The sequence below is a fragment of the Marinobacterium stanieri genome (assembly GCF_900155945.1).
In the GTDB taxonomy this organism is placed as follows: domain Bacteria; phylum Pseudomonadota; class Gammaproteobacteria; order Pseudomonadales; family Balneatricaceae; genus Marinobacterium; species Marinobacterium stanieri.
In genome coordinates this window covers 1-25,533 of sequence record NZ_FTMN01000002.1, presented here as the reverse complement: position 1 = coordinate 25,533, position 25,533 = coordinate 1, and the positions used below count along the sequence as shown (strand labels likewise).

Below are 25,533 nucleotides of genomic sequence, written 5' to 3'. Positions count from 1 at the left end.
TAATTAAATAGTTGTTTGACTGTAATGAGGGTATGTGACGCTTAATTGAGACGGGCTTTGAGGCGGAGTACTGGCGTGGATCACGATTCGGTACTGTTTCAGAAAAATGGCTTGCTGTTGCCGCAAAAATGCCTAGGATCAAAGGATAAATTATTACGTCGAAACGCTGTAATTACAGTTGTTTGTGTTGGGTGCCTGGTTTCGCGACGTGCCGTTTGATACGCGTCAATATTAATGAAGCTGTATTTGAAATCAGGTATGAAGCTACGTATAACGTTTGAACACTTTATCTCAGGTAGGAGGTAACCTAGATGAACCCAGCAGTCGGTCAGGCTGAGGTGGCACAGGATGAGCGCCCAAGTCGTTCAGATCTGGAACTATGCAAGTTGCAGATCATGTTCAGCCTTCAGGCGGACAAGCGACTCATCTATGTCGGTGTTCAGCCTACTGTGGCGTTGCGTTACCTGACCAGGCTTGTCGCTGCCCGCCCGCGTGTACTTCGCAATCATATTCGCCGTGTGTACCTGTCCATTCAGTGTGCTGATAGCGAGCGTGTGACCGGGGCGTTAATTGATCTCCTGCTGGTGCTGAGAGGGCGTGGTCAATTCCTGGTAAACAGGCTTATCCAGCAAGCAGGACCTCTGCTGTTGTCCGAGCACCGCATCACCATGAACAAGGCTGTCGATACCCGTGAGTTGGATCTCTTGTCCAGTTTGCCCCTTGATTATTCGGTACTGAGCAACGGGCGTTGCACCAGACTGTCGATTCAGAAACAACTTCACTGAGCGGGGTAATAGATAATCGTTATGTCGGTCAGTGAACAGCTAACAATTACAACTTCCGGGTTCGCTGCCAAAGAGCAGGCAATGCTGGAAGTGTTCTTCGGTGGTCGCAATGCTATTGGTTACAACCTTGTTTCCAGTGGCGATGCCGATGCGCTGATGATTAATCTCAAGGATGAGGTGGCCGAGCGACACCTGCAGAACTGGTTGAATGACGCCGGCAAGCCCTGGGTCGCAGTGGTCGACAGTAAAGCCGACAAGCCGTCCCGCAATGCTGGGGTCTACATTGAAAGGCCTCTCAGTATCAAGGCATTGCAGGAGGGGCTGAGCGATCTTAAAAAGCTCGTTCAATCAGGTGTGAAAGCAAAAGCTGAACCGCTAATTGCCAAAGACGCTCCTTCAAAACCACTGAATGACCGTGATCGTGCGCGTGAAGAAGCCTTTGCCGAGTGGCAGGCGCGAAAGCAGCGTAGCACTCAAGCCGCTTCGTCCTGGCAGGGTGAGCATAAAGATCGGGAAGAAGCCGGTCTTAACAGTCGTTTCAGTGTTCATCGTAATGAGCTCAATAGCCTGATTCTTGAAGCGCAAAAGCAGGTTCAGGAGAAGCAGGCCAGGCTGGAAGCTGAAGGCAAGATTGCGCCTGCACCTGAGCCTGAAGTGGCCCCTGAGCCTGAGGCGCCAAAAGTACCCTCGCTGTCGGCTGAAATGATCCTCCAGTGCTGTGGCAGCTTGTCGGATGTTAACCTTGACGAGGCCACTGAGCGTCGACGTGTCTATTTCAGCCTCGATGGCTTGATGCTTCCCTGGATTCTGCGTGCCGTTAAAACCGGTAATGAAACAAATAACATCCAGCAGATTGTAGGCGTACCCGGCGCCTTGTTCTATCTGCCGGCAGAGAAGGCTTTTTTGGTCGGTATGGACTCCGATCTACTCCTGCAGCTGACACGAACCCGTTTCGGGTTTGATGAATTGTCGCTGCTGGATAAAGAGCCTGACCAGGAACTGCCCAAAGGCAAACGGGTGGCTGCTGATGAACTGGTGTGGCAGCTGGCCTTGTTTACGGCCCGTGGGCGCGTGTCCGATTCGCTCTCCGCTGAAGAACCTCTGCTGTTGGCTGAGATTCCTGACTTTGAGCGTTTGTTGGAAACACCGCATGCGCGCAGTATCGCCGAACTTTGGCAGAGTCAGAGGCTGTCAGCTCGTAATGTGGCTGATATGTTGAGTATTCCTCAACGTTTTGTCTTTTCGTTCCTGGTGGCAGCGGACGCCGTCGGCCTGTACTGTCAGTGACCGAAACGTGTGCAACACACCCACGGATCTTTCGGAGTTAAAACGTGAATCAAGATCAGAATGAGACCCCGCGGTATTTTCAGGTCACCCCCAGCGGGGCCTATTACGCCACGCTTTCAACCAGTAATGATGCCCTCAGGGCGTTGTTGCTGCAGCTACTGAGTGCCGATACCCATATTCCTTATCTGGGTGCTCTGCTACAGAAACTTACAGGCCTGCCTGAAGCTGATGCCCATGCGCTGTTGGACAAGGCGGTGCAACACGGGTTTGTTGATCTGCCTGAGAACCCTGAGCCGATTGCCAGTGGTACGATTGAGCAGTTGTTGCCTGAGTATCTTCCTCGCCTGGCGGATGGCCGGGTGCTTTTGGCCGACGACCAGGGCTTCTGCCTGGGTCAGTCCGGCTTTGATCCTGACGAAGCTGAAGCTGTAGCGGGTATGGCTGCTGACCTTGTGTCTCTGCACGAGCGTCATCAGTCTTTGCTGGCGCGGCACCTTGGGTTTGACGGCTCGTCTTGGGCTTTGGTCGACGCAGTTGGTCAAAGTGAGTTGGGCTTCTGGACCCTGCACGTAGGTGAACAGAAGTTCCTGCTGATTCTGGAAGGGATGCCTCATCTGAACAGGCAGCCTTTTGTTGATTTGATGTCGGTTCTGATCCGACGCTACCTGGATTACTGATGAGGCAGACTGGCTGCCTTATACAGATTTACAACCAGCGCTAATGGCCTAAAAGGAGACTACCATGCGCTCAGAAATGTTGACCTCAATTCTTAACGATCTCAACGGGACATCGGCTGAAATCGAAGCCTCCGCGGTTATTTCCACGGATGGTCTCGTGATCGACTCCCTGCTGCCGGCAGGCATGGATGAAGACCGTGTAGGTGCGATGAGTGCAGCGATGTTGTCGCTGGGTGAGCGCACATCCCAGGAGCTTGCACGTGGTGAACTGGAGCAGGTTCTGGTGAAGGGCAAGGACGGCTACATTCTTATGACGCACGCCAACCCTGAGTCGGTGCTTACAGTGGTTGCCAAAACCAATGCACGTTTGGGTCTGATCTTCCTGGACGTAAAACGTGCTGCGGATGCGATTGGCAAGATTCTATAAGCGTTTAACTGTGTTTGGCGTGCGCCTGCCATACAGGCGCCGCTTACTCGGTTTGGAGTGTGTATGTCCGAACAAGATACGGCTGCCGCTCGTGAGGTGCTGATCAAGTATTTTGATGGTACCGAACGGCTTGCAAGCATTGTCGATCAGGAGGTGCCATACCCCGACGGGAAGTTAATCGTTTCACGAACTGACCCACAGGGTATTATCACTCATGCGAATCGTGCCTTCATTGAAATGTCAGGCTACACGCGTGAAGAGCTGATCGGAACCAATCACTATATTCTGCGTCACCCGGATATGCCTGCAGTGGCTTTCAAGGATCTTTGGGATACGGTTGCTCAGGGTAAAAAGTGGCAAGGGTATGTCAAAAATCTGCGCAAGGATGGTGCTTACTACTGGGTAAAAGCGACCGTGATCCCCAATATTCGTAATGGTCAGTTGGTCGGTTATACCTCGGTACGGCGTAAGCCCTCACGCAGCAAGATTAATGAGAGTGAAGCCTTGTACGCCACGCTCAGATAGGGAGGTTCTGCGATGGCATTGAACTTGTCAGTCAGTCCTGATTTTCCACCGACGCACTTGTCGGGCTGGTTTATTTTCAATACCTGGTTGCAGCGTCAGTTGGGCGAAGGCGTTCATCTTGAGCTGTATGACAGTTTCGAGCAGCAGCGTGAAGATATTCGTGCTGGCAAGCTTGATCTGATTTACGCCAATCCCTATGACGCCTCGATGTTGGTGCGTGAACTTGGGTTCAAGGTGCTGGTGCGCCCCCGAAATCGCGCTGACGAAACGGTTATTGCCGTACGTGCTGATGATGAAGTCACCTGTGTAGAAGATCTGGCACCGGGATTGAAAGTTGCCACGACCGCTGATCCTGATGTCCATATCATGGGCATGATCATGCTTGAGTCAGCTGACCTGGATGCCACTAATGTCAGCTTTAAAGAGCTGGATAGTTATGTGTTGGTGGCCAAGGCACTGCTGAATCGCGATGCCGATGCGGGGTTCTTCCTCAAGGCTGGCTTTGAGGAGCTTTCTGAGCTTGTGCGCAGCAAGATGAAGCCCCTGGTCAGCAGTCAGATCAGTGTTGTCCATCATACGCTGGTAGCGGGGCCTCGCATGCAGGCGCACATGGATACATTGACAGATCGGCTTGTAAATATGGAGCATGATCCCAAAGGAATTCCCGTGCTGAAAAGCATGGGGCTTGATGGCTGGGATGTTATGGAAGAAGAGCAAACCGAGTTCATGATCGACCTGATTGATACACTGGTTGATTGATTTCAAGGTTCATAGTGTTTGTTATACCGGAAGGGGCGCCAAGTGCGCCTCTTTTGTTATCGGCTGTACCGTGCTGGTATTCGCGTAAATGAGTTTGTAGAATTTGCGCCCATTATTAATGACCCTTTCTTTAGCAGGCCTTTACTGAAAAGTTCTGGCCTCATGCTGTTAAATGCGAGCAATCAGATGGATGTACTTGACGAAATCAAAGCCTTTTTGGGCTGTGAAACACCGCGTGAGTGGTTGGAGCTGGCAGCGCGCCCTGAAGCCTTGGGTTTGTTGCTGACGGATCATGCTCACTGCGAAAAAAAGGCGGCGTCTACCGCGATGACGCTTATGTTCAGGTACGTTGACCGCTCTGACCTGCTGAACAAAATGTCTCGTCTTGCTCGTGAAGAGTTGATCCATTTTGAGCAGGTTCTGGGTATTATGGATGGGCGAGGGCTGGAGTATGGCCATCTAAGCCCGGCACGCTACGCCGCAGGATTGCGCAAGGATGTGCGTACTTCCGAGCCGGGGCGCTTGATTGATGTGCTTATTATTGGCGGGTTTATTGAAGCTCGCTCGTGTGAGCGTTTTGCGGCGCTGGCGCCGGATCTGGATGACGAGCTTGCCCGTTTTTATCGGTCATTGCTGAAGTCGGAAGGGCGTCACTATCAGGATTATATCTCGTTGGCACGCGAGTATGCGGGTGAGCCGATCGATGATCGTGTGGAGCATTTCCGCCAGTTGGAAGCGGAACTCATACGTACAGAAGACGATGAATTCCGTTTCCATAGCGGCAAACCTAGTCAGGCGCTGCTAGATAATCCTGAAGCTCTGCAGGCCCGTCCGGCAGCTTAAAGGCATAGAGCCGGCTACCTTTTTGATCTTGTTCGAGGTACCAGCCGTGCGTATCCCAGTCACCCAGGACGATGCGCACGCCGCCTGTCTTTGATTGCTCGGTGTGAATTTCAGGGCGGTGAGTATGGCCGTGAATCATTAGTGGCGCGGCTTCTTGTTCAAGCGTTTGGCTGACGGCTGAAGGGCTGACATCCGTAATATCCTGTGCCTTCTGCGCAGTCTGCTCCTGGCTTGCCTGTCGCAGCTGGCGTGCCAATTCCAATCGCTCCGGCACTGATTTGCTCAGAATGGCGGCTTGCCATTCCGGGTTTCTGACCTGTTTTCGAAAAGCCTGGTAGTCGATATCATCCAGGCAAAGCTGGTCGCCATGGAGGAGAAGGGTTTTACCGTGTGCGCTTTCGATAACCTGGCATTCAGGCAGTAGCTCTGCACCAATGCGGTCCATAAAAGCTTGTCCAACCAGAAAATCCCGATTGCCGTGCTGAAAATAGATCTTTACGCCTGATTGTGAAGCGCAGGTGAGCGCGTCATACACCGGTTGCAAGAAGTCCGGGGCGGCATCATCACCTATCCAGGCTTCGAATATATCGCCCAACAGGTACAGTTCGTTCCCGTGAACGGCTTTTTCATTCAGGAAATGCACAAACGCCCGGATGATATCCGGGCGTTTGCTGTCGAGATGGAGGTCTGCAACGAAATACCGGAGCATTAGCCTTCTGCGTCCTCGACACGTGCCGATTCGATAACAATATCTTCGGCAGGTACATCCTGGTGGCCGGCGCGCATAGTGGTTGAGGCTTTCTTGATCTTGTTGACCACGTCCATGCCTTCTACCACTTTACCGAACACAGCGTAGCCCCAGCCTTCAGTTGTTTTCGCGGTATGGTCTAGGAAGCTGTTGTCGGATACGTTGATAAAGAACTGTGCAGAAGCAGAATGCGGGTCCATGGTGCGTGCCATGGCAATAGTGCCGGCAGCATTGGTCAGGCCGTTGTCAGCTTCGTTCTGAATGGGCTCGCGAGTTTCCTTGGGAATCATGCCGGGCTCAAAGCCGCCGCCCTGAATCATGAAGCCGTCAATCACCCGGTGGAAAATCACACCATCATAAAAGCCATCACGAACGTACTGCTCGAAGTTTGCCGCTGTATTGGGGGCTTTTTCGTGATCCAGTTCCAGAGAGATGGTGCCAAGATTTGTTTGCAGGATGATCATGTCCGGTTCCCTGTGTCTCTTAGTTTCTTATGAGTGTCGCTATTATACTCAAGTATTATGCGGGTGCATCCTCTAAGCGTCTATTGCATTGAGTTGGCGTGCGTGCAGGCCTTAACTGCGGTTATAATGCCGGGATCAGTTCCGGCCTTCAGGCCGGCCCTTATCAGCTTCGACAAGACATGGATATGACCACGAACGAGAGCACTAAGCCGAACAACTTTATCCACCAGATTATTGAAGATGATCTTGCCCAAGGCCAGAACGGCGGAAAGGTGGTAACCCGTTTCCCGCCGGAGCCGAACGGCTATCTGCATATTGGTCATGCCAAATCAATCTGTCTGAACTTCGGCACAGCGCTGCGGTTTGGTGGTGAGTGTAATCTGCGTTTTGATGACACTAACCCGGAAAAGGAAAGTCAGGAGTACATCGACTCCATCGTTGAAGATGTGCGCTGGCTGGGCTACGACTGGGCGGGTGAGATCCGGTACAGCTCCGAGTACTTCGATCAGCTGTATGACTGGGCTGTGCACCTGATTAAGGAAGGCAAGGCATACGTCGATAGCCTCAGTGCGCATGAGATGCGTGAGTTTCGTGGCACGCTCAAGGAGCCGGGCAAGAATAGCCCTTACCGTGATCGCAGTGTTGAGGAAAACCTCAACCTGTTTGAGAAGATGCGCAACGGTGATTTTGAAGAAGGCGAATGTGCGCTTCGTGCCAAGATCGATATGGCCGCACCGAACATCAATTTGCGTGATCCGGTGATCTATCGCATCCGTCATGCTCACCATCACCAGACCGGTGACAAGTGGTGCATCTATCCTTCATACGACTTTACTCACGGTCAGTCGGATGCGCTTGAGGGTGTTACACACTCTATCTGTACGCTGGAATTTGAAGATCACCGTCCGTTGTATGAATGGTTCATTGAAAACCTGCCGGTACCGGCTCAGCCGCGCCAGTATGAGTTTGCGCGGCTGAACCTGAACTACACGGTGACCAGCAAGCGTAAGCTCAAGCTGCTTGTCGATGAAGGCCAGGTCAATGGCTGGAATGATCCGCGTATGCCAACCATTTCCGGTATGCGTCGTCGTGGTTTTACGCCGGCATCTATCCGCAACTTCTGTGACATGATCGGCGTTACCCGCTCCAACGGTACTGTTGACGTGGGCATGCTGGAAGCGGCGATCCGTGAAGATCTGGATGCCAATGCACCGCGCGCCATGTGTGTGGTTGATCCGATCAAGGTGACGATCAGCAACTACCCGGATGGTGAACAGGAGTGGTTCGAACTGCCTGCACACCCGAAGGACGAGTCCATGGGGCTGCGCAAGGTTCCGTTCACGCGAAACCTGCTGATTGAGCGTGAAGATTTTGCCGAGGAAAAACCGCGCAAATGGAAGCGTATGTCGCCGGGCGATGCTGTGCGCCTGCGTGGTGCCTATGTTGTTCGTTGTGATGAAGTGATCAAGAACGAGCAGGGTGAGGTTGTGGAATTGGTATGCAGCTATGATGCTGACACCAAGGGGCAGAACCCGACTGACTACAAACCCAATGGCGTAATTCACTGGGTGTCAGCTGATAACTCTGTGCCTTGTGAGGTGCGTCTGTACGACCGCCTGTTCACCGAGCCTAATCCTGATGGTGACAAGGAGCGTGATTTCCATAGCTTCATCAACCCGGAATCGCTCAAGGTCATGCCAAATGCGCGTGTCGAAATCGGCCTCAAGCATGTTGTTGCTGAAAGCCGTTACCAGTTTGAACGCACTGGCTATTTTTGCGTTGATCCGGATTCCACCGAAGAGCAGCTGGTATTCAACCGTACCGTGACGCTGCGTGACTCCTGGGCCAAGATCAAAGGCAAGTGAGCAAGCGGATACGGCATTTGAACCGGTTACGGGCGGCAGTCTTGCTGCCCGTGCTGGGGCTCCTGCTATCGGGTTGTGCAGCCTCGCGGGCTGTTCCAGCTGGTGAGTTGCTGAATGTTGAGCAGATGGGCTTGCTGGATGCATCCATCAGCGAAACGTCCGGCCTGGCTTTCGGTCGGGATGCTTTCTGGACCCACAATGACAGCGGGGATGGTCCCTCGATATATCGCTTGGCGTCCAATGGTGAGGTGGTTCAGTCAGTTGAGCTGCGTGATGCGGTGAGCCTTGACTGGGAAGAGATGGCTGCTTCCGACTCCAATCTCTATGTGTTTGATTGTGGTAATAATATCGGCCATAGAGAATGGATGCAGGTATATGCCCTGAGTTGGTCTGATTTGGGTCCCGGGCAGCAGGTCCCTTCGCGACTGCTTGAGTTTCGTTTCGCAGATGCTGAACGGGTTCATGCGGCCTATGAGCATGATAATGATTGTGAGGCTGCTACCTGGGTTGATGGCGAAATCTGGTTGTTTACTAAAAACTGGTCTGACCTCAATACTCGTCTTTATCGGCTTGACCCCAATGCAGAAGGGCGGCAGGCTTTATTCAGTGAGCAATCCTTCCCGGTTAACGGTTTGATTACAGCGGCAGATTATGATCAGCAGACGGAAACATTGGCACTGCTGGGTTATACCAAAAGTCGACTGAGTCCCAGGCCGTTTATTTGGATGTTGCCGGTAGAAAGCTCAGAACCGGTTTGGTCGGATGCCCGCTTTCACTGGGTTTCTCCGGCCGGGCAGTGGGAAGCTATTACCTGGCATCAGGGTGATCTCTGGCTGACTCGCGAGTCGAGCCTGCTTGGGCAGGCCTGGCTTGGGCGTATACGTATTTCCGGCAATGACAGTTACTGATACACCGCTTTAAAAGCGGTTCTTTTTTAAGTTCGGCGGACACTAATGCTTCATATTTACAATACTCTGACAAACAGTAAAACCGTCTTTACCCCCATAGAGCCCGGTAAGATCCGCATGTATGTATGTGGCGTGACCGTATATGACTACTGTCATATCGGCCATGCGAGAGTCATGGTGTCTTTCGATCTAATTACACGCTATCTGCGCGCGCGCGGCTGGGATGTTGATTATGTGCGCAACATCACCGATGTCGATGACAAGATCATCCGTCGTGCGGCCGAGAATGACGAACAGGTTGATCAGCTGACCGAGCGCATGATTGCGGCCATGCATGAAGATGAAGACCGTCTGTTCGTGTTGCGCCCTGATCAGGAGCCGCGTGCAACCGCACACATGGGCGATATCATCGACATGGTTCAATCGCTGGTAGAGAAGGGCTATGCCTATCCGGCGAGCAACGGTGATGTGTATTACCGGGTCGAGCGTTTTGCCAACTATGGCCGCCTGACCAATAAGGTGATTGAAGACCTGCGTTCCGGTGCGCGCGTTGAAGTGGAAGAGGCCAAGGAAAGTCCGCTCGACTTCGTATTGTGGAAGGCTGCCAAGCCCGGAGAAGTGAGCTGGGACTCCCCCTGGGGCAAAGGGCGTCCAGGCTGGCATATTGAATGCTCTGCCATGTCCAAATGCTGCCTGGGTGAAACCTTTGATATTCATGGTGGTGGTCCTGACCTGCCGTTCCCGCACCATGAAAATGAGATCGCTCAGTCTGAAGCTGCAAACGGTTGTACCTATGTGCATTACTGGATGCATGCGGGTCCTGTGCGCATGGGAACTGAGAAAATGTCCAAGTCACTGGGCAATTTCTTCACCATTCGTGATGTGCTGGAGCATTATGATGCGGAAGTGGTGCGCTATTTCCTGTCCAGCGTTCATTACCGCAGTTATATCGATTACTCCGAAGATGGTTTGAAAGAAGCCAGAAGTGCGCTTGAGCGTTTTTATCAGGCGTTGCAAGCGGCTGGCGACCTCTCTACCGCTGAAGGCAGCGTGGGCTCCGAATATGAAGAGCGTTTTTTTGCAGCCATGGATGATGATTTCAACACGCCGCGGGCGCTGGCGGTCCTGTTTGAGCTGGCTTCCGAGCTGAATAAGGCGGTGCGTGAGCAGCTTCCGATTGCCAAGCCGTTGGCGCTTGAGCTGAAGCGTCTCGCTGGCATGATTGGCCTTTTGCAGCAGGATCCTGATGCCTTCCTGAAGGGTGAGGCTGCTGAAGGTGAGCTGGATGCCGAGGCGATCGAATCACTGATTGATAAGCGTAATCAGGCTCGTAAGGATCGCAACTTTGCGGAAGCGGACCGCATTCGCGATGAGCTGCTTGAGCAGGGTATCGTTCTGAAGGACGGTCGTGAGGGTACTAACTGGTATCGCGAGTAACAGGCTGCAGGACTGATACTGGTAAGAGTAAAAGGGCGCCCGAGTGGCGCCCTTTTTAATGCTTCTATGCAGGCTTGCGCTGGTTCTGCAGAGTCATCAGTTGTTGCTGGTTTTCTGAAGCCGTACCTTTGGTTACATCCTGCAAAAGACAAACAAAGTGTGTGGTTTTGCGCTGTTCATCTCGCACGGCGGAAATTTCAGTGCTTTGCACAAACAGCTCCCCACCTTGTTTGCGATTGATGATGTGGCCCTGCCAGTGACCGTGCTGTTTAAGAGAGCGCCAAAGCTCAAAGAAAAACGGCTTGCCGTGCTGCCCTGAATTCATGATGGCGGCGTTCTCTCCGATTATTTGTTGGCGGGTGTAGCCGGTCATGGCTTCAAATGCCGGATTAACCATTTCGATAGTGCCTGCTGCATCGGTAACCATGATGGCATCGTGGTTTTGCAGAATCAGTGTTTTGGCAATACCGGCTTCGCGTCGAGTCTGCTTCTCGGCGGATATGTCACGGAACAGGACCTGGACAGCGTTTTCACCGTTGAGATGAATCAGGCTGCTGGTCACCTCTGCCTCAAATGTGCTGCCATCCTGGCGCACAAGTGTCTGTTCGCTGGGAGGCAGGGGCTCCCCGGGCTGGCGAGAACTGGAACGCTGTTTCACGATGTCCATGCTGTCAGGATGAACCAGTTCTCGCACATGCCTTGAGTACAGCCCTTCAGGGGATTCATAGCCAAACAGTCGGGCTGCATGGGTATTCGCAAGCTCGACCTGTCCGTTAATATGAACGACAACCGCCTCTGGGCACTGCTCGAACAGGATGCGATAACGGTCATGTACCTCGGCAGCCTGGGCTGACAACTTATGATTGAGCCGGTCCGTGCGTGTTCGAGCGATGATAAATGACATCAGTGTGAGTGCCAGAAATAGCGTGACTGCCAGACCGGCCACCAGTGTGTTCATGTCAAGTTGGCGATCGAACAGGGAATTGATGCGGGTGTCCAGAGAGTGGAAATCAAGCCGGATTCGCTCTGAGCCCAACTGAATATAACGGGTGCCTGAAGGGCCATTCAGCTCCGTCTGGTCTGGATGGCTGTCGAATGTCGGTTCCAGATCAGGCTGGCGCGGATCGTAGAGACGAATCTGCATCTGACCATTCTGAGGTTGCAGGCTTTGGGTGATGATTTTGCTCATACTGAAGCCAAGTGTGGTCCAGCCCAGGAACTCCTCGGATTCGCCCGGTTTCTGGTGTGTGACCGGAAGCAGCAGAAGGTAATCGAGAGAGCTGACATCAGTAGGTAGCAGTGACAAAGGAGGCGTAACACTCACCACGCCAGATTGTCGTGCCTCAAGTGCCGCGTTATAGCGCGATGGGCCGCTGGCAATATCATACCCGCGCATACGCCGTTCAATGGATCCCGGGCTCAGGTAAAGCACAACAAAACTTGGACGGGCAATAGAGGGCGGTGGAAAAATATCCAGCGCTTGTTCATCGATTTGGTGTCTTGCAGCAAATATTGCCTGCTGGCCGGCAGGTACATAGGCGGTATAACTCAAGCCGACTATGCCAAGGCTGGCAAAATCGAGGTCAAATGAGTCAAACATGCGATGCCAGTGTTCTGACTGCTGACGGGGCTCCAAACCTGTAGTATTGAGGAGCGTGCCTCGGGCAGACTGAAGTAACAGGCTGAAGTGCGCAACGCGTTCCTGTAGCAGGTGTGTTACCTGATCGGCTCGGGAGTTGAAACGTCCATCAACGGCGTCACGGGTGCTTTGGGCGCTCTGGTGAGAAACCAGCAAGCTCAGAGCCAGGCCCAAAACAAAAAGAATGAGAATAAGTGCGGGGCTGGACCAGAAGGGAGGGGAGTCCTTAGGGTCCGGCTGGTTCGGCGGCGTCCTGCTGAATTGAACCATAGTCGTCGGTAATCCTTACCGTGTTGAAAGAGGCCGCCCGCAAAAGCGGGCAGCGGCAAATCAGGGCGCCAGTGTGTTGGCGGCCTCCAGTGTATTCTCCATAAGCGTAGCAACAGTCATGGGGCCAACGCCACCGGGAACGGGGGTGATCCAGCCTGCGCGTTCGGCTGCCGGAGTATATTCAACGTCACCCACCAGGCGGCCGTCATCCAGGCGGTTGATGCCTACATCGATAACGATGGCGCCCTCTTTGATCCATTCCCCTTTAACCAGTCCGGGAATACCCACGCCGACCACGACGATATCCGCACGGCGTACATGGGCTTCGAGATCGCGGGTAAAACGGTGAGTCGTGGTGGTCGTGCAGCCTGCCAGCAGCAGCTCAAGCGTCATCGGACGACCCACAATATTGGAAGCGCCTACGATAACAGCTTCCTGTCCGTGCAGATCAACGCCGGTTGAATGCAGCAGGGTCATTACGCCCTTGGGTGTGCAAGGACGAAGTGCCGGGATGCGTTGTGCCAGTCGACCCAGGTTGAAGGCATGGAAACCGTCTACGTCCTTGTCAGGGCGGATCTGTTCCAGTACTTCAGTTGCATCCAGATGCTTGGGCAGAGGCAGCTGGACCAGAATGCCGTCCACTTCGCTGTCGGCGTTAAGTTCGTTGATCAGTGTGAGCAGTTCTTCACGGCTGGTTTCAGCGGGAAGGTCGTAGGCCTTGGATTCGATGCCTACTTCGGTGCAGGCGTTTTTCTTGTTGCGGACATAGACCTGGGAGGCGGGATCGCTGCCGACCAGTACCACGGCGAGACAGGGGGCGCGTTTGCCGGCCTGCAGGCGGGCGTCTATACCGGCTTTCACCTGTTGGCGGACGTCCGCAGCGATTTTTTTGCCATCAATGATCTGTGCGCTCATGAGTGGGATATATTCCTTTGCTAAGCTGGATATGGTTAATAGCCTGATTTTCTCATCTTTAGGGGTCAGGGCCAATGCACTTTTTTGTCGTACAACTTGTGTACAGAGCCTTGTTTCTGCAGAAAAAATTCAAATTGGGTGTTGACGAACAGGTTTGGCGTACTTAATATACGCACCTCCTCGACACGGGGTGTCACCCCAAGGCGAGGCGGCGTGTAAAGCGCTCGTAGCTCAACCGGATAGAGCAACGGCCTTCTAAGCCGTAGGTTGCAGGTTCGAGTCCTGCCGGGCGTGCCAGGTCGTCTAGCCGGTCGAGTTACAAAGAGGTTATGGTGGGCGTAGCTCAGTTGGTAGAGCCCCGGATTGTGATTCCGGTGGTCGTGGGTTCGAGCCCCATCGTCCACCCCATTACCTCAAGCAGTATCATCAGCATTTGCTGATGCGGACGTGGTGGAATTGGTAGACACGCTGGATTTAGGTTCCAGTGCCGCAAGGTGTGAGAGTTCGAGTCTCTCCGTCCGCACCAAGTACACCCGATACACTAATGTGGTGGGCGTAGCTCAGTTGGTAGAGCCCCGGATTGTGATTCCGGTGGTCGTGGGTTCGAGCCCCATCGTCCACCCCAGTGTATTCTCCTCCCTTTATATATCTCCTTGTTTTAATTACTACCCCGGCGCTTGTTTGCGCTTTTTTTGCGTTCTCCAATGTGGCGTTATGCTTGACTAATGGCTGCGCTTGCATGAGAATTTTGCGCTTCATTATTTTGGCTCTGCTGGTCGGTCGTCCCTGGTTACTTTCCAGGCGTAATTAAAGAACCTGCAGGTCGCTACATCATGCTGCAAACTATTTGTGAGGATCTCCATGCAAGTTTCTGTTGAAACGACTTCCGGCCTTGAGCGTCAGATGACTATCACCGTTCCGGCTGAGCGCATCGACCAGGACGTAGATAAACTGGTAGCTCAGCAGGCGCGTACTCGCCGTCTGGATGGCTTCCGCCCGGGTAAGGTACCGACCAAGGTGATCAAGCGCATGTTTGGCAGCTCTATTCGCCAGGACGTTCTGGGTCAGGTCGTTCAGGAAAGCTTCTACTCTGCTGTTCAGCAGGAAGAGCTGCAGCCGGCAGGTACTCCGAGCATCGAATTCAAAAACGACAAGGAAGGTGAAGATCTTCAGTACGTTGCGACATTCGAAGTGTACCCGCAGATCGAACTGAAAGATCTGGCTGGTGTTGAGATTGAAAAGCAGACCGCTGAAATCGCGGATGCTGATATGGACAAAATGATCGAAACTCTGCAGAAGCAGCAGGCCAACTGGGTTGAAGTTGACCGTGCCGCTGCAGATGGCGATCGCGTTAAAATCGATTTCGAAGGTTTCATCGACGGTGAAGCGTTTGAAGGTGGCAAGGCAGAAGGTCACGACCTGGTGCTGGGCTCCGGTTCCATGATCCCGGGCTTCGAAGCCGGTCTGGAAGGCAAGAAAGCGGGTGAAGAGTTCGATCTGGAAGTTAACTTCCCGGAAGAGTACCACGCTGAAAACCTGAAAGGTAAAGCCGCTGTATTCAAGACCAAGGTACAGTCTGTTTCTGCTCAGGAACTGCCGGAACTGAACGAAGAGTTCTTCGGCAACTTCGGTATCGAAGTGAAAGATCTGGACGGTTTCAAATCCGAAGTTCGCAAGAACATGGAGCGCGAACTGACTCAGGCGCTGAAAATGAAGCTGAAAGATCAGGTCTTCAACCAGCTGCTGAAAGCCAACGCTATCGACGTTCCGGCTGCTCTGATCGACGATGAAATCGACAACCTGCGTCGTCAGGCTATCCAGCAGTTCGGTGGTCAGGATGCCAACATCGACCCGAACATGCTGCCGAAGGAAATGTTCGAAGAACAGGCCAAGCGTCGCGTAAGCATCGGTCTGCTGGTTCAGGAAGTTGTGAAAACCAACGAACTGGAAGCCAACGAAGACCGCGTACGTGAAACCGTTGAAGAGATGGCTGCTACCTACCAGGATCCGCAGCAGGTTATCGACTGGTACTACAGCAACGACCAGATCCTGAACCAGATCAAGAGCCTGGTGCTGGAAGACCAGGTAGTTGATCATCTGGTTGCATCTGCTACAGTCACTGAAAAGGCGGTTCCGTACGAGGAAGCCATTCAGCCGGCTCAGCAGGCAGAAGAAGCTGACGAAGACGAAAGCGAAGCCTGAACCGAACCCTCGGTCAGGGCGTAAGCCATAAGGAAACGACAGTTGGCGTCGCTGGCTGTCGTTTTTTCGCTTATCAGGTAAGGAGATTTAGTGCATGGCGGATATCTACACCGGTCAAGCCAGTGAAATTCAGAATTCCGGTCTGGTTCCCATGGTTGTGGAGCAGAGCTCACGTGGTGAGCGTGCCTACGACATTTACTCGCGCCTGCTCAAGGAGCGGGTCATCTTTCTGGTGGGTCCGGTTGAAGATCATATGGCCAACCTGATTGTGGCTCAGCTTCTGTTTCTGGAAGCCGAAAACCCGGACAAGGATATTCACCTCTATATCAATTCTCCGGGCGGTTCCGTTACCGCGGGCATGGCAATTTACGACACCATGCAGTTCATCAAGCCTGACGTGAGCACCATGTGTATCGGCCAGGCGGCCAGCATGGGCGCATTCCTGCTTGCGGGTGGCGCCAAGGGCAAGCGTTTCGCACTGCCGAATGCGCGTGTAATGATCCACCAGCCGCTGGGCGGCTATCAGGGTCAGGCCACTGATATCGAAATCCACACCAAGGAAATCCTGTCTATCCGTGAAAAGCTCAACCGCCTGCTGGCAGAGCACACTGGACAGGACTTTGAAACAGTCGCGCGTGACACCGATCGTGATAACTTCATGGATCCGCAGACAGCAGCGGATTATGGTTTGATCGACGAGGTTCTGGATCGCCGTCTGGGCACCGACTGATCTCGATCTTCCCCTCAGGGGTTGAAATATCGCCGATCAGGGCGCATAAAAAGAGTACAGTGTTTTTTGAGGTAGAAAGATGGCAGATGAGACGACCGGCAAAGGTGGAGAGGGCAGCAAGCTGTTCTGTTCCTTTTGTGGCAAAAGCCAGGATGAAGTACGCAAGCTGATCGCAGGTCCCTCTGTCTTTATCTGTGACGAGTGTGTTGATCTTTGTAACGACATCATCCGGGAAGAAGTTCAGGACGCCGACGAGCAGGAACCCCAGGAGCACCTGCCCACTCCCGCTGAAATCAAGGAAACCCTTGATGACTACGTGATTGGTCAGGAGCGTGCCAAGCGTGTTCTCGCGGTAGCGGTTTACAACCACTACAAGCGACTGCGCTTCCAGAAAAAGGGTGATGTTGAACTCGGTAAGAGCAACATCCTGCTGATTGGTCCGACCGGTAGTGGTAAAACATTGCTGGCTGAAACCATGGCGCGTCTGCTGAATGTGCCATTCACCATCGCGGATGCGACCACGCTGACCGAAGCCGGTTACGTGGGTGAAGATGTCGAGAACATTATTCAGAAACTGCTGCAGAAGTGTGATTACGATGTCGAGAAGGCCCAGTTGGGTATCGTCTACATCGATGAGATCGATAAGATCTCCCGCAAGTCTGATAACCCTTCAATTACCCGCGATGTATCGGGTGAGGGTGTGCAGCAGGCACTGCTGAAACTGATTGAAGGCACAGTGGCGTCTGTACCGCCGCAGGGTGGCCGTAAGCATCCGCAGCAGGAATTCCTGCAGGTTGATACGTCCAACATCCTGTTTATCTGTGGTGGTGCTTTTGCGGGTCTGGAAAAACTGATCCGTGATCGCAGCGAGCGCAGCTCCATCGGCTTCAGTGCCGTGGTGAAGAGCAAGGACGAAAGCCGTCTCAGTGAAGTGCTGCACGACGTGGAAGCAGAAGACCTGGTTAAATTCGGTTTGATTCCTGAATTTGTTGGTCGTTTGCCCATGGTAGCGACCCTGTCTGAACTGGACGAAGATGCACTGATCCAGATCCTGACAGAACCGAAAAACAGCCTGGTCAAACAGTACAATGCACTATTCGAAATGGAAGGTGTTGATGTCGACTTCCGTGAAGAAGCGCTGAAGGCTGTTGCCAACAAGGCATTGGAGCGTCGTACCGGTGCTCGTGGCCTGAGGTCCATTCTTGAGGCGACATTGCTGGATATCATGTACCAGCTGCCGTCACTGGATAATGTTGCCAAGGTTGTGATCGATGAGGGTGTTATCAATGGCACCAGCGATCCGATCCTGATCTATGAAAATCAGGATTCGGCCAAGGCCGCTTCGGACGACTGATCAGTTTTGTTTCTGAAAAAATCCTCGCATTTGCGGGGATTTTTTTTGCCTGCAAAACATGCAATGCAGAATCGCTTTGCGTCGCCTTCTATCCACGCCTTATAATCCCGAACCGGTCGTTAATATCAGAATTAAATCCATAACGGCTTTTGGACAAGAACGATAAGGAACGGATAGATGTTGAAACGTCGAACTTTCATGGCGGCTGCCACCGCCTGCATGCTGCTCAGTCCGCTGGCCCAGGCTGAATACAAATCCGAATACACCGTTTCCACGGTGCTGCCGTCTGCATTCCCTTGGGGTCAGGCTGCCGACAAATGGGTAGAGCTGGTTAAAGAGCGCTCTGAAGGGCGCATCAATATGAAAATCTACTCCAGCGCCCAGCTGGTGTCAGGTGACCAGACCAAGGAATTCTCTGCCATGCGTTCCGGTCTGATCGATATGGCCGTAGGCTCTACCATCAACTGGTCGCCACAGGTACCGGAACTGAACCTGTTCTCCCTGCCGTTCCTGATGCCGGACCATGCTGCCATTGATGCCATCACCCAGGGTGAAGCGGGCAAGGCGGTATTCAAGGCTGTCGAGAAGCGTGGTGTTACTCCCCTGGCATGGGGTGAGAACGGCTTCCGTCAGCTGTCCAACTCCAAGCAGAAGGTAGATGAGCCGGCTGATCTTGCTGGCATGAAAGTGCGTGTCGTTGGCTCTCCGCTGTTCCAGGACACCTTTACCGCACTGGGTGCCAACCCGACCCAGATGAGCTGGGCCGATGCCAAGCCGGCACTGACCACCGGTGCTGTTGATGGCCAGGAAAACCCGCTGTCCGTGTTTGACGTGGCGCGTATCGACCAGGTTGGTCAGAAGCATCTGACCCGTTGGGGCTACATGGCTGACCCGCTGGTATTTGCTGTCAGCACCCGTGTATGGCGCCAGTTCTCCCCGGAAGACCAGCAGCTGTTGAAACAGGCCGCTATCGACGCCGGTCAGTGGGAAATCAAGAAATCCCGTGCCGAGCTGGATGAAACACTGGCCAAGATCAAGGAGCGTGGCGTTGAAGTCACTGATCTGACGCCTGAACAGCACGCAGCCTTTGTTGAAGCGACTCAATCCGTATACGAGAAATGGACCCCTCGTATCGGCGAAGATCTGGTGAAGCAGGCACAGGACGCCATTGCCAACCGCAAGTAATCGCCTCGGCGACATCCGCACATCGGGCGGGTGTCGCCACCTCCCTCTGGAGCCGATATGTCTACCCGAAAACCCAAGTTCAGGCCGGAAGCCTGGCTCGCGTCCCTGGCGCTGATTGCCATCTGTTTGATCAGTCTGGGTAACGTGATTGTGCGTTATGCCACCGATGCCTCCTTTGCCTTCACTGAAGAATTTTCTGTTTTTTTTCTGGTTCTGCTGACCTTTGCCGGCGCGGCTGTGGCTGCCCGCCATAATCAGCATATTCGTATAGAACTTGTTGAACACCACCTGCCTAAAAGCCTGCTGAAAGTTGTATATGTGCTGCAGTGGCTGGCTGGCATGATTGTATTGGGCATCACCTGCTGGTATGGCGCCATATTTGCGCTGGAAGAATATCAGTGGGAATCCCTGTCGCCGGGGTTGGGTCTGCCCAACTGGATCTATGTTGCCTGGCTCCCGTTGATGGCGGCTGCGATCATGATTCGTATCACCCAGAACCTGGTGGACCGTTTGCGCGGCAAGCAGGACGAGGAGGTGATCCATGAGTCCTGATCTGCTGATGATCGGCAGTTTTCTGCTGGCATTGTTGCTCGGTGTCCCCGTTGCCTTTGCGCTGGGTTTGGGTGGTGTTGTCGGCATCGTGACTGGCCTGTCACCAGATATGCTGGCAACGCTGGGCACCAACACCTATAACAGCGTGGCGAAGTATCCCCTGATTGCCATTCCCCTGTTTATTTTGACCGGTCTTATATTTGAGCGGGCAGGGGTTGCCGCCAGCCTGGTTCGCTTTGCCCAGGCAATCATTGGCCCACGGCATGGTGGTCTTGCTGTTGTTGCCGTGTTGGTGTGTCTGATTATGGGGGGCATGAGTGGTTCAGGCCCTGCAGACGCGGCTGCCGTTGCCATGGTGATGCTGCCCAGCATGCGTAAGGCAGGCTATCCGCAGCCGTTTTCAGCAACGTTGATTGCAGCCTCGTCTTCCACTGCGATTCTGATCCCGCCATCGATTGCCCTGATCTTGTACTCCATTGTGGTGCCGGGTGTCGATCTGCGTGCACTCTTTGCGGCGGGGCTGTTTCCGGGCGTTCTGGCTGGTTTGTCCTTGCTGGTACCTGCGCTCCTGCTGGCGCGCAAGCATGGCTGGGAAGACCCTGAAGCCACCGAGCGTCCGCCGCTGTGGGAGAGCTTCAAGGCGGCCTTGCCGGCCCTGTTTGCCCCGGTCATCATCCTGGGTGGTCTGCGGTCCGGTTTGTTCACACCGACAGAAGCGGCCGTGGTGGCGGTAACCTACGGCGTAATTGTAGGTAGCCTTATCTACCGCAATCTCAGTTTCAAGGACCTGTTTGAGCTGATTACAGAAGCGGCGGTAACCTCAGGCGTCGTCATGTTGATTATCGCGCTGGCCGGTATTTTTGCCTGGGCAGGTACCACCCTGGGTACCTTCCAGCATTTGGCCGAGGGCATGCTGTCATTATCTGATAACGGCTGGGTATTGTTGGGGCTGGTGATGTTGCTGGTGCTCTTTGCCGGCATGTTGCTGGATGCCGTTTCAATCTACCTGATTCTGATCCCGATCCTGTTGCCATTGATGAATCACTTTGGCTGGAATCCGGTCTGGTTCGGTATCCTGTTGGCAATGAATATTGCTATTGGCCAGTTCACACCTCCGGTGGCGGTGAACCTGATGGTAACCACGCGGATAGCCAATATCCGCCTTGAGCACACGCTGGGATGGGCTTTGGTGTTCATTGCGGCCATGGCGACCAGTCTATTGTTGGTCATGCTGGTACCCGGTATCGCGCTCTGGCTTCCCGACAAGCTGGGCTACGTGGTCGGCAACTGGTAATACGCGCTATAACAGGGGCCTTCGGGCCCCTGTTCTTCATCCCGTCTCTAAGACGAACATCATATCTACTACTAAAGAGCCATATTCTCGCGCCCAAGGCACTATACTCTGGAATCGAGCAGCCTAGCTAAGATTGATAGCGTCAATCGTTACTGCTCGCCGAGCAAGATGCGAATAACAACAAGAGGCTAAGAATATGATCTACGCACAGCCAGGACAGGCGGATTCCATCGTTTCTCTGAAGCCACGTTACGGCAACTTCATTGGTGGTGAATGGACCGCTCCGGTTAAAGGCGAATACTTCCAGAACGTATCTCCGGTAACCGGCGAAGCCTTCTGTGAAATCCCGCGCTCTACAGCGGAAGATATCGAGCTGGCGCTGGACGCTGCTCACGCTGCCAAAGATGCCTGGGCTCGCACCTCTGTCGCCGAACGTTCCAATATCCTGCTGAAAATTGCAGACCGTCTGGAAGCGAATCTCGAAAAAATAGCGGTTGCTGAAACTTGGGACAACGGTAAAGCCGTTCGTGAAACTCTGGCGGCTGATGTTCCGCTGGCGGTTGATCACTTCCGTTACTTCGCTGGTTGCATCCGTGCTCAGGAAGGTTCCATCGGTGAGATCGACGAAAACACTGTCGCTTACCACTTCCACGAGCCTCTGGGCGTTGTTGGCCAGATCATCCCGTGGAACTTCCCGCTGTTGATGGCAGCCTGGAAAATCGCGCCGGCACTGGCCGCTGGTAACTGCATCGTGCTGAAGCCGGCCGAGCAGACTCCCTGGTCAATCCTGGTTCTGATTGAAGCGATCGAAGATCTGCTGCCGAAGGGTACACTGAACATCGTAAACGGCTTCGGTGCTGAAGCGGGTCAGGCGCTGGCCACCAGCACGCGTATCGCCAAGATCGCGTTCACCGGTTCTACCCCGGTCGGCTCCCACATCCTGAAATGTGCAGCCGAAAACATCATCCCGTCTACCGTTGAGTTGGGCGGCAAGTCTCCGAACATCTACTTCGAAGACGTTATGGATCATGAAGATGCCTTCATCGACAAGTGTGTCGAAGGTACGGTTCTGGCGTTCTTCAACCAGGGTGAGGTCTGCACCTGCCCGTCTCGTCTGCTGGTTCAGGAAAGCATCTACGATCAGTTCATCGAGCGTGTTATCGATCGCATCAAGAAGATCAAGCGTGGCAACCCGCTGGATTCTGAAACCATGGTCGGTGCTCAGGCATCTCAGGAACAGTTCGACAAGATCCTGGGTTACTTCGACATCGGTCGTGCCGAAGGCGCTGAAGTGCTGATCGGTGGTGACAAAGAGCAGCTGGAAGGCGGTCTGGGTACCGGCTACTACATCCAGCCGACTCTGCTGAAAGGCACCAACGACATGCGTGTGTTCCAGGAAGAGATCTTTGGCCCGGTTGTCTCTGTTACAACCTTCAAAGACGAAGCTGAAGCACTGGCAATCGCCAACGACACCGAGTTCGGTCTGGGCGCAGGTGTATGGAGCCGCGACATGAACCGTTCTTACCGCATGGGTCGTGGTATCCAGGCCGGTCGTGTATGGACTAACTGCTACCACCAGTACCCGGCACACGCTGCCTTCGGTGGTTACAAGAAGTCTGGTGTAGGCCGTGAAACGCACAAAATGATGCTCGACCACTACCAGCAGACCAAGAACATGCTGGTGAGCTACGACATCAACCCGCTGGGCTTCTTCTAAGCCGGCATTTCTCCGAAGCTCTCGCACATGGACGTGCACACCATGGCTGCCCGCCCCGGCAGCCTTCGCTCTGCAGTACATCTTTAACGGCCTACGGGCCGTTTTTTTATGTCTGGTGGCCGTGTTGTGGCAGCCAGCCAGGGTAGGGCGGAAGTGTCGCTATACCAAATCAGCCCTCAATTCGTTCCAAAGTACCATATTGGGGCAGGGGCAGGTTGCCTACCATCAAGGTGTCTAAAGTGACAAATCGATAACAACAAGAGGATCACATCATGTGGACTAAACCTGCTTACACTGACCTGCGCATCGGCTTCGAAGTTACCATGTACTTCGCAAACCGCTAAGCGTACCGGGCAGCCTCAAGGGGCTGCCCTTTCTTTTGCCTTTCGGCAATCCTACCCCCAGCGGAACATACAATAATGAAAATACAGATTTTAGGCTCAGCGGCCGGGGGCGGCTTTCCGCAGTGGAACTGCAACTGCGACAACTGCAAAGGCCTGCGCAACGGCACCCTCAACGCCAAGGCCCGTACCCAATCCTCCATCGCGGCCAGCCTCAACGGACGTGACTGGATCCTGTTTAACGCCTCACCGGACATCCGTGCTCAGCTGGAAAGCTTCGAGCCCCTGCAACCCAAGCAGGGTAAACGTGATACCGGTATTGCGGCGGTCGTTTTGATGGACAGTCAGATCGACCACACCACCGGCCTGCTGATGCTGCGCGAAGGCTGCCCGCATCAGGTCTACTGCACCGACATGGTCAAGCAGGATCTGAGCACCGGTTTCCCTGTCTTCAACATGCTGGAGCACTGGAACGGTGGCCTGGTGTGGAATCAGATCCCCAGCACCGACACCTACAACGAATTTACCATCCCGGAAGTGCCCGGCATTACCCTGACCGCCGTACCGCTGCGCTCCAGTGCGCCGCCGTACTCGCCGCACCGCAACGATCCGCATCCGGGCGATAACATCGGCATGCTGCTGAAGGATGACGCCACCGGTCGTTCCATCTTCTATGCACCGGGTCTGGGTCAGATCGAAGAGCATCTGCGCCCGATTATGGAAGACGCGGACTGCCTGCTGGTGGATGGCACTCTTTGGCGTGAAGACGAAATGATCCACGCCGGTGTCGGTGACAAGCTGGGCGTGCACATGGGTCATCTTCCCCAATCCGGTGAGAACGGCATGATCGCTTACCTGGATACGCTGGATAAGCCACGCAAGGTGCTGATCCACATTAACAACACCAACCCGATCCTGATCGAAGACTCACCCGAGCGGGGTGTTCTGGCCGAGCATGGTATCGAAGTGGCCTTTGACGGCATGAGCATCGAACTCTGAGGAGAGCATCATGAGTAACACCGAACCGATGAGCCGCAGTGAATTCGAACAGGCCCTGCGCGCCAAAGGCGATCTCTACCACATTCATCATCCGTATCATGTGGCCATGTATGCCGGTGAATCCACGCCGGAGCAGATCCGTGGCTGGGTCGCCAACCGTTTCTACTATCAGGTGAACATCCCGCTCAAGGATGCCGCCATTCTGGCCAACTGCCCGCACCGTGACGTGCGTCGTCAGTGGTTGCAGCGCATCATGGATCATGACGGGTACGATGGTGCCGTCGGTGGTATCGAAGCCTGGTTGCAGCTGGGTGAAGCCGTGGGCCTCACACGCGAAGAGATCCTGTCCCACGAGCATGTGCTGCCGGGCGTACGCTTTGCCGTGGATGCCTATGTGAACTTCGCCCGCCGTGCCACCTGGCAGGAAGCGGCCAGCTCCTCGCTGACCGAGCTGTTTGCGCCGCATATTCACCAGTCCCGTCTGGATACCTGGCCCACGCACTATCCGTGGATCAAGGAAGAGGGTTACCAGTACTTCCGTAACCGCCTCACTGAAGCACGCCGCGATGTGGAGCATGGCCTGCAGATCACGCTGGACCATTACACCACCCGTGCCGAGCAGGAGCGTATGCTGGAGATCCTCCAGTTCAAGCTGGATGTGCTTTGGAGTATGCTCGATGCCATGACCATGGCGTACGAACTGGAGCGCCCGCCGTTCCATACCGTGACGCAGGAGAAGGTGTACCATCGAGGACTGTTCAATGACTAAACCGGCGCTGGACCAGACACCCCAGCTGAATGCCATGTTCCGCTTCCAGTGGGAAGACGCGCAGAACTGCCATGTGTTGCTGTACCCGGAAGGGATGATCAAGCTGAACGACAGCGCCGGTGCCATCCTCAGTGAAGTGAATGGCGAGCAGGACTGTGCCGCTATCATTCAGGCACTGGAAACCCGCTTCCCCGAGGCCGGTGAACTGGGGCCGGATGTGCTGGAGTTTCTGGCCATCGCCCATGAGCAGAATTGGATCGGTTATGTCTGAGCTCAAGTCTGAACAATCCTCTGCCCCACCGCCCCAGCACCAGAGCCAACCGCTCTGGCTGCTGGCCGAGCTGACCTACAAATGCCCGCTGCAGTGTCCCTACTGCAGCAACCCACTGGATTTTGCTGCCCACGGCGAAGAACTCACTACTGACGAATGGATCGAGGTGTTCCGTCAGGCGCGCAAGATGGGCGCCGCACAGCTGGGCTTCTCCGGTGGCGAGCCGCTGGTACGCCGGGATCTGGAACAGCTGATCGCCGAAGGGCGCAAGCTAGGCTATTACACCAACCTGATTACCTCCGGCATCGGCTTGAACGCGGACCGTATTGCTGCCTTCCGTGAAGCAGGGCTGGATCATATCCAGATCAGCTTCCAGGCCTCGGACGAAACGGTCAACAATATGCTGGCCGGCTCCGACAAGGCGTTCCAGCAGAAGCTGAAAATGGCCCGCGAAGTCAAAGCCCAGGGCTATCCCATGGTGCTCAACTTCGTCACCCACAAGCACAACATCGACCGGATCGACCGCATCATCGAGCTGTGCGTGGAGCTGGAAGCGGACTTTGTCGAACT

Annotated in this window: 26 protein-coding genes and 4 tRNA genes; 26 read left to right on the top strand and 4 right to left on the bottom strand. The window is 54.2% G+C overall.

Going from position 1 to position 25,533, the window contains the following annotated elements; genetic code table 11:
* The first annotated feature begins 311 nt into the window (after window positions 1–311).
* The 7 genes from BW956_RS04940 (at window position 312) to BW956_RS04910 (ending at window position 5,303) form a co-directional block, all read left to right on the top strand.
* Window positions 312–785: a hypothetical protein gene (locus tag BW956_RS04940; protein ID WP_076461366.1), complete on the top strand. Its 474-nt coding sequence runs from the start codon at window positions 312–314 to the stop codon at window positions 783–785.
* Window positions 786–806: 21 nt separating this feature from the next.
* Window positions 807–2,072: a hypothetical protein gene (locus tag BW956_RS04935; protein WP_139327131.1), complete on the top strand. Its 1,266-nt coding sequence runs from the start codon at window positions 807–809 to the stop codon at window positions 2,070–2,072.
* A 44-nt stretch (window positions 2,073–2,116) separates the two neighbouring features.
* The gene (locus tag BW956_RS04930; RefSeq protein ID WP_076461362.1) at window positions 2,117–2,749 is read left to right on the top strand and encodes a hypothetical protein; all 633 of its coding nucleotides are present in this window, start codon (window positions 2,117–2,119) and stop codon (window positions 2,747–2,749) included.
* Window positions 2,750–2,813: 64 nt separating this feature from the next.
* On the top strand, window positions 2,814–3,176 hold the full coding sequence (locus BW956_RS04925) for a roadblock/LC7 domain-containing protein (protein WP_010322968.1): 363 nt from the start codon (window positions 2,814–2,816) through the stop codon (window positions 3,174–3,176).
* A gap of 63 nt (window positions 3,177–3,239) precedes the next feature.
* Window positions 3,240–3,701 carry a PAS domain-containing protein gene (locus BW956_RS04920; RefSeq protein WP_076461360.1) on the top strand — a complete coding sequence of 154 codons (462 nt, stop codon included), beginning with the start codon at window positions 3,240–3,242 and terminating at the stop codon, window positions 3,699–3,701.
* A gap of 12 nt (window positions 3,702–3,713) precedes the next feature.
* Window positions 3,714–4,460 carry a phosphate/phosphite/phosphonate ABC transporter substrate-binding protein gene (locus tag BW956_RS04915; protein WP_010322970.1) on the top strand — a complete coding sequence of 249 codons (747 nt, stop codon included), beginning with the start codon at window positions 3,714–3,716 and terminating at the stop codon, window positions 4,458–4,460.
* Between the two features lie 186 nt (window positions 4,461–4,646).
* A complete protein-coding gene (locus tag BW956_RS04910) occupies window positions 4,647–5,303 on the top strand; it encodes a MiaE family protein (RefSeq protein ID WP_076462086.1) in 657 nt (218 codons plus the stop codon).
* On the opposite strand, the gene BW956_RS04905 is transcribed toward BW956_RS04910, so the two are convergent.
* A complete protein-coding gene (locus BW956_RS04905) occupies window positions 5,248–6,012 on the bottom strand; it encodes a UDP-2,3-diacylglucosamine diphosphatase (RefSeq protein WP_076461358.1) in 765 nt (254 codons plus the stop codon). The two genes, BW956_RS04910 and BW956_RS04905, sit on opposite strands and share 56 nt — an antisense overlap.
* Window positions 6,012–6,515: a peptidylprolyl isomerase gene (locus tag BW956_RS04900; RefSeq protein ID WP_076461356.1), complete on the bottom strand. Its 504-nt coding sequence runs from the start codon at window positions 6,513–6,515 to the stop codon at window positions 6,012–6,014. Before BW956_RS04900 ends, BW956_RS04905 begins: the two co-directional genes overlap by 1 nt.
* A gap of 185 nt (window positions 6,516–6,700) precedes the next feature.
* Here BW956_RS04900 and BW956_RS04895 point away from each other — a divergent pair, with 185 nt between their 5' ends.
* From BW956_RS04895 to cysS, 3 genes are read left to right on the top strand one after another with little or no spacing between them, the layout of a single operon-like run.
* On the top strand, window positions 6,701–8,380 hold the full coding sequence (locus BW956_RS04895; RefSeq protein ID WP_076462084.1) for a glutamine--tRNA ligase/YqeY domain fusion protein: 1,680 nt from the start codon (window positions 6,701–6,703) through the stop codon (window positions 8,378–8,380).
* Between the two features lie 17 nt (window positions 8,381–8,397).
* The gene (locus tag BW956_RS04890) at window positions 8,398–9,288 is read left to right on the top strand and encodes a hypothetical protein (RefSeq protein ID WP_139327130.1); all 891 of its coding nucleotides are present in this window, start codon (window positions 8,398–8,400) and stop codon (window positions 9,286–9,288) included.
* A gap of 45 nt (window positions 9,289–9,333) precedes the next feature.
* Complete coding sequence (gene cysS, locus BW956_RS04885; protein ID WP_076461352.1) at window positions 9,334–10,725, top strand: cysteine--tRNA ligase; 1,392 nt, start codon at window positions 9,334–9,336, stop codon at window positions 10,723–10,725.
* 64 nt (window positions 10,726–10,789) lie between these two features.
* Here the strand turns inward: cysS and BW956_RS04880 are convergent, their stop codons facing one another.
* Window positions 10,790–12,634 (bottom strand): CHASE domain-containing protein, encoded by a 1,845-nt coding sequence (locus BW956_RS04880; protein WP_076461350.1) that lies wholly within the window; start codon window positions 12,632–12,634, stop codon window positions 10,790–10,792.
* Between the two features lie 60 nt (window positions 12,635–12,694).
* The gene (folD, locus tag BW956_RS04875; protein ID WP_076461348.1) at window positions 12,695–13,549 is read right to left on the bottom strand and encodes a bifunctional methylenetetrahydrofolate dehydrogenase/methenyltetrahydrofolate cyclohydrolase FolD; all 855 of its coding nucleotides are present in this window, start codon (window positions 13,547–13,549) and stop codon (window positions 12,695–12,697) included.
* A gap of 220 nt (window positions 13,550–13,769) precedes the next feature.
* On the opposite strand from folD, the gene BW956_RS04870 reads away from it, so the two are divergent.
* From BW956_RS04870 to BW956_RS04795, 16 genes are all read left to right on the top strand, one after another.
* Window positions 13,770–13,846 (top strand) — tRNA-Arg (locus BW956_RS04870).
* Between the two features lie 35 nt (window positions 13,847–13,881).
* Window positions 13,882–13,957: transfer RNA gene (locus BW956_RS04865), tRNA-His, on the top strand.
* A gap of 33 nt (window positions 13,958–13,990) precedes the next feature.
* Window positions 13,991–14,075: transfer RNA gene (locus BW956_RS04860), tRNA-Leu, on the top strand.
* A 23-nt stretch (window positions 14,076–14,098) separates the two neighbouring features.
* Window positions 14,099–14,174: transfer RNA gene (locus tag BW956_RS04855), tRNA-His, on the top strand.
* Between the two features lie 236 nt (window positions 14,175–14,410).
* Window positions 14,411–15,751, top strand: a complete 1,341-nt coding sequence (gene tig, locus BW956_RS04850; RefSeq protein ID WP_076461346.1) for a trigger factor — start codon at window positions 14,411–14,413, stop codon at window positions 15,749–15,751.
* A 94-nt stretch (window positions 15,752–15,845) separates the two neighbouring features.
* The gene (clpP, locus tag BW956_RS04845; protein WP_010323050.1) at window positions 15,846–16,481 is read left to right on the top strand and encodes an ATP-dependent Clp endopeptidase proteolytic subunit ClpP; all 636 of its coding nucleotides are present in this window, start codon (window positions 15,846–15,848) and stop codon (window positions 16,479–16,481) included.
* 79 nt (window positions 16,482–16,560) lie between these two features.
* Complete coding sequence (gene clpX, locus BW956_RS04840; RefSeq protein ID WP_076461344.1) at window positions 16,561–17,835, top strand: ATP-dependent Clp protease ATP-binding subunit ClpX; 1,275 nt, start codon at window positions 16,561–16,563, stop codon at window positions 17,833–17,835.
* 177 nt (window positions 17,836–18,012) lie between these two features.
* Window positions 18,013–19,020, top strand: a complete 1,008-nt coding sequence (locus tag BW956_RS04835) for a DctP family TRAP transporter solute-binding subunit (protein ID WP_076461342.1) — start codon at window positions 18,013–18,015, stop codon at window positions 19,018–19,020.
* 57 nt (window positions 19,021–19,077) lie between these two features.
* Window positions 19,078–19,572, top strand: a complete 495-nt coding sequence (locus BW956_RS04830; RefSeq protein WP_010323053.1) for a TRAP transporter small permease — start codon at window positions 19,078–19,080, stop codon at window positions 19,570–19,572.
* Window positions 19,562–20,866: a TRAP transporter large permease gene (locus tag BW956_RS04825; RefSeq protein ID WP_010323054.1), complete on the top strand. Its 1,305-nt coding sequence runs from the start codon at window positions 19,562–19,564 to the stop codon at window positions 20,864–20,866. Before BW956_RS04830 ends, BW956_RS04825 begins: the two co-directional genes overlap by 11 nt.
* Before the next feature lie 196 nt (window positions 20,867–21,062).
* Entirely contained in the window at window positions 21,063–22,583 is a 1,521-nt protein-coding gene (exaC, locus tag BW956_RS04820) for an acetaldehyde dehydrogenase ExaC (protein ID WP_010323055.1), read from the top strand.
* A gap of 272 nt (window positions 22,584–22,855) precedes the next feature.
* Window positions 22,856–22,927 carry a pyrroloquinoline quinone precursor peptide PqqA gene (gene pqqA, locus BW956_RS04815; RefSeq protein ID WP_003243383.1) on the top strand — a complete coding sequence of 24 codons (72 nt, stop codon included), beginning with the start codon at window positions 22,856–22,858 and terminating at the stop codon, window positions 22,925–22,927.
* Window positions 22,928–23,002: 75 nt separating this feature from the next.
* Window positions 23,003–23,923 (top strand): pyrroloquinoline quinone biosynthesis protein PqqB, encoded by a 921-nt coding sequence (pqqB, locus tag BW956_RS04810; protein WP_076461340.1) that lies wholly within the window; start codon window positions 23,003–23,005, stop codon window positions 23,921–23,923.
* Window positions 23,924–23,933: 10 nt separating this feature from the next.
* Window positions 23,934–24,692: a pyrroloquinoline-quinone synthase PqqC gene (gene pqqC, locus BW956_RS04805; protein ID WP_076461338.1), complete on the top strand. Its 759-nt coding sequence runs from the start codon at window positions 23,934–23,936 to the stop codon at window positions 24,690–24,692.
* Window positions 24,685–24,963: a pyrroloquinoline quinone biosynthesis peptide chaperone PqqD gene (gene pqqD / locus BW956_RS04800; protein WP_076461336.1), complete on the top strand. Its 279-nt coding sequence runs from the start codon at window positions 24,685–24,687 to the stop codon at window positions 24,961–24,963. The genes pqqC and pqqD overlap by 8 nt, the downstream gene beginning before the upstream one ends.
* Window positions 24,956–25,533 (top strand): radical SAM protein (locus BW956_RS04795; protein ID WP_139327129.1); only part of this gene is annotated, 578 nt, incomplete at its 3' end. The genes pqqD and BW956_RS04795, both read left to right, overlap by 8 nt.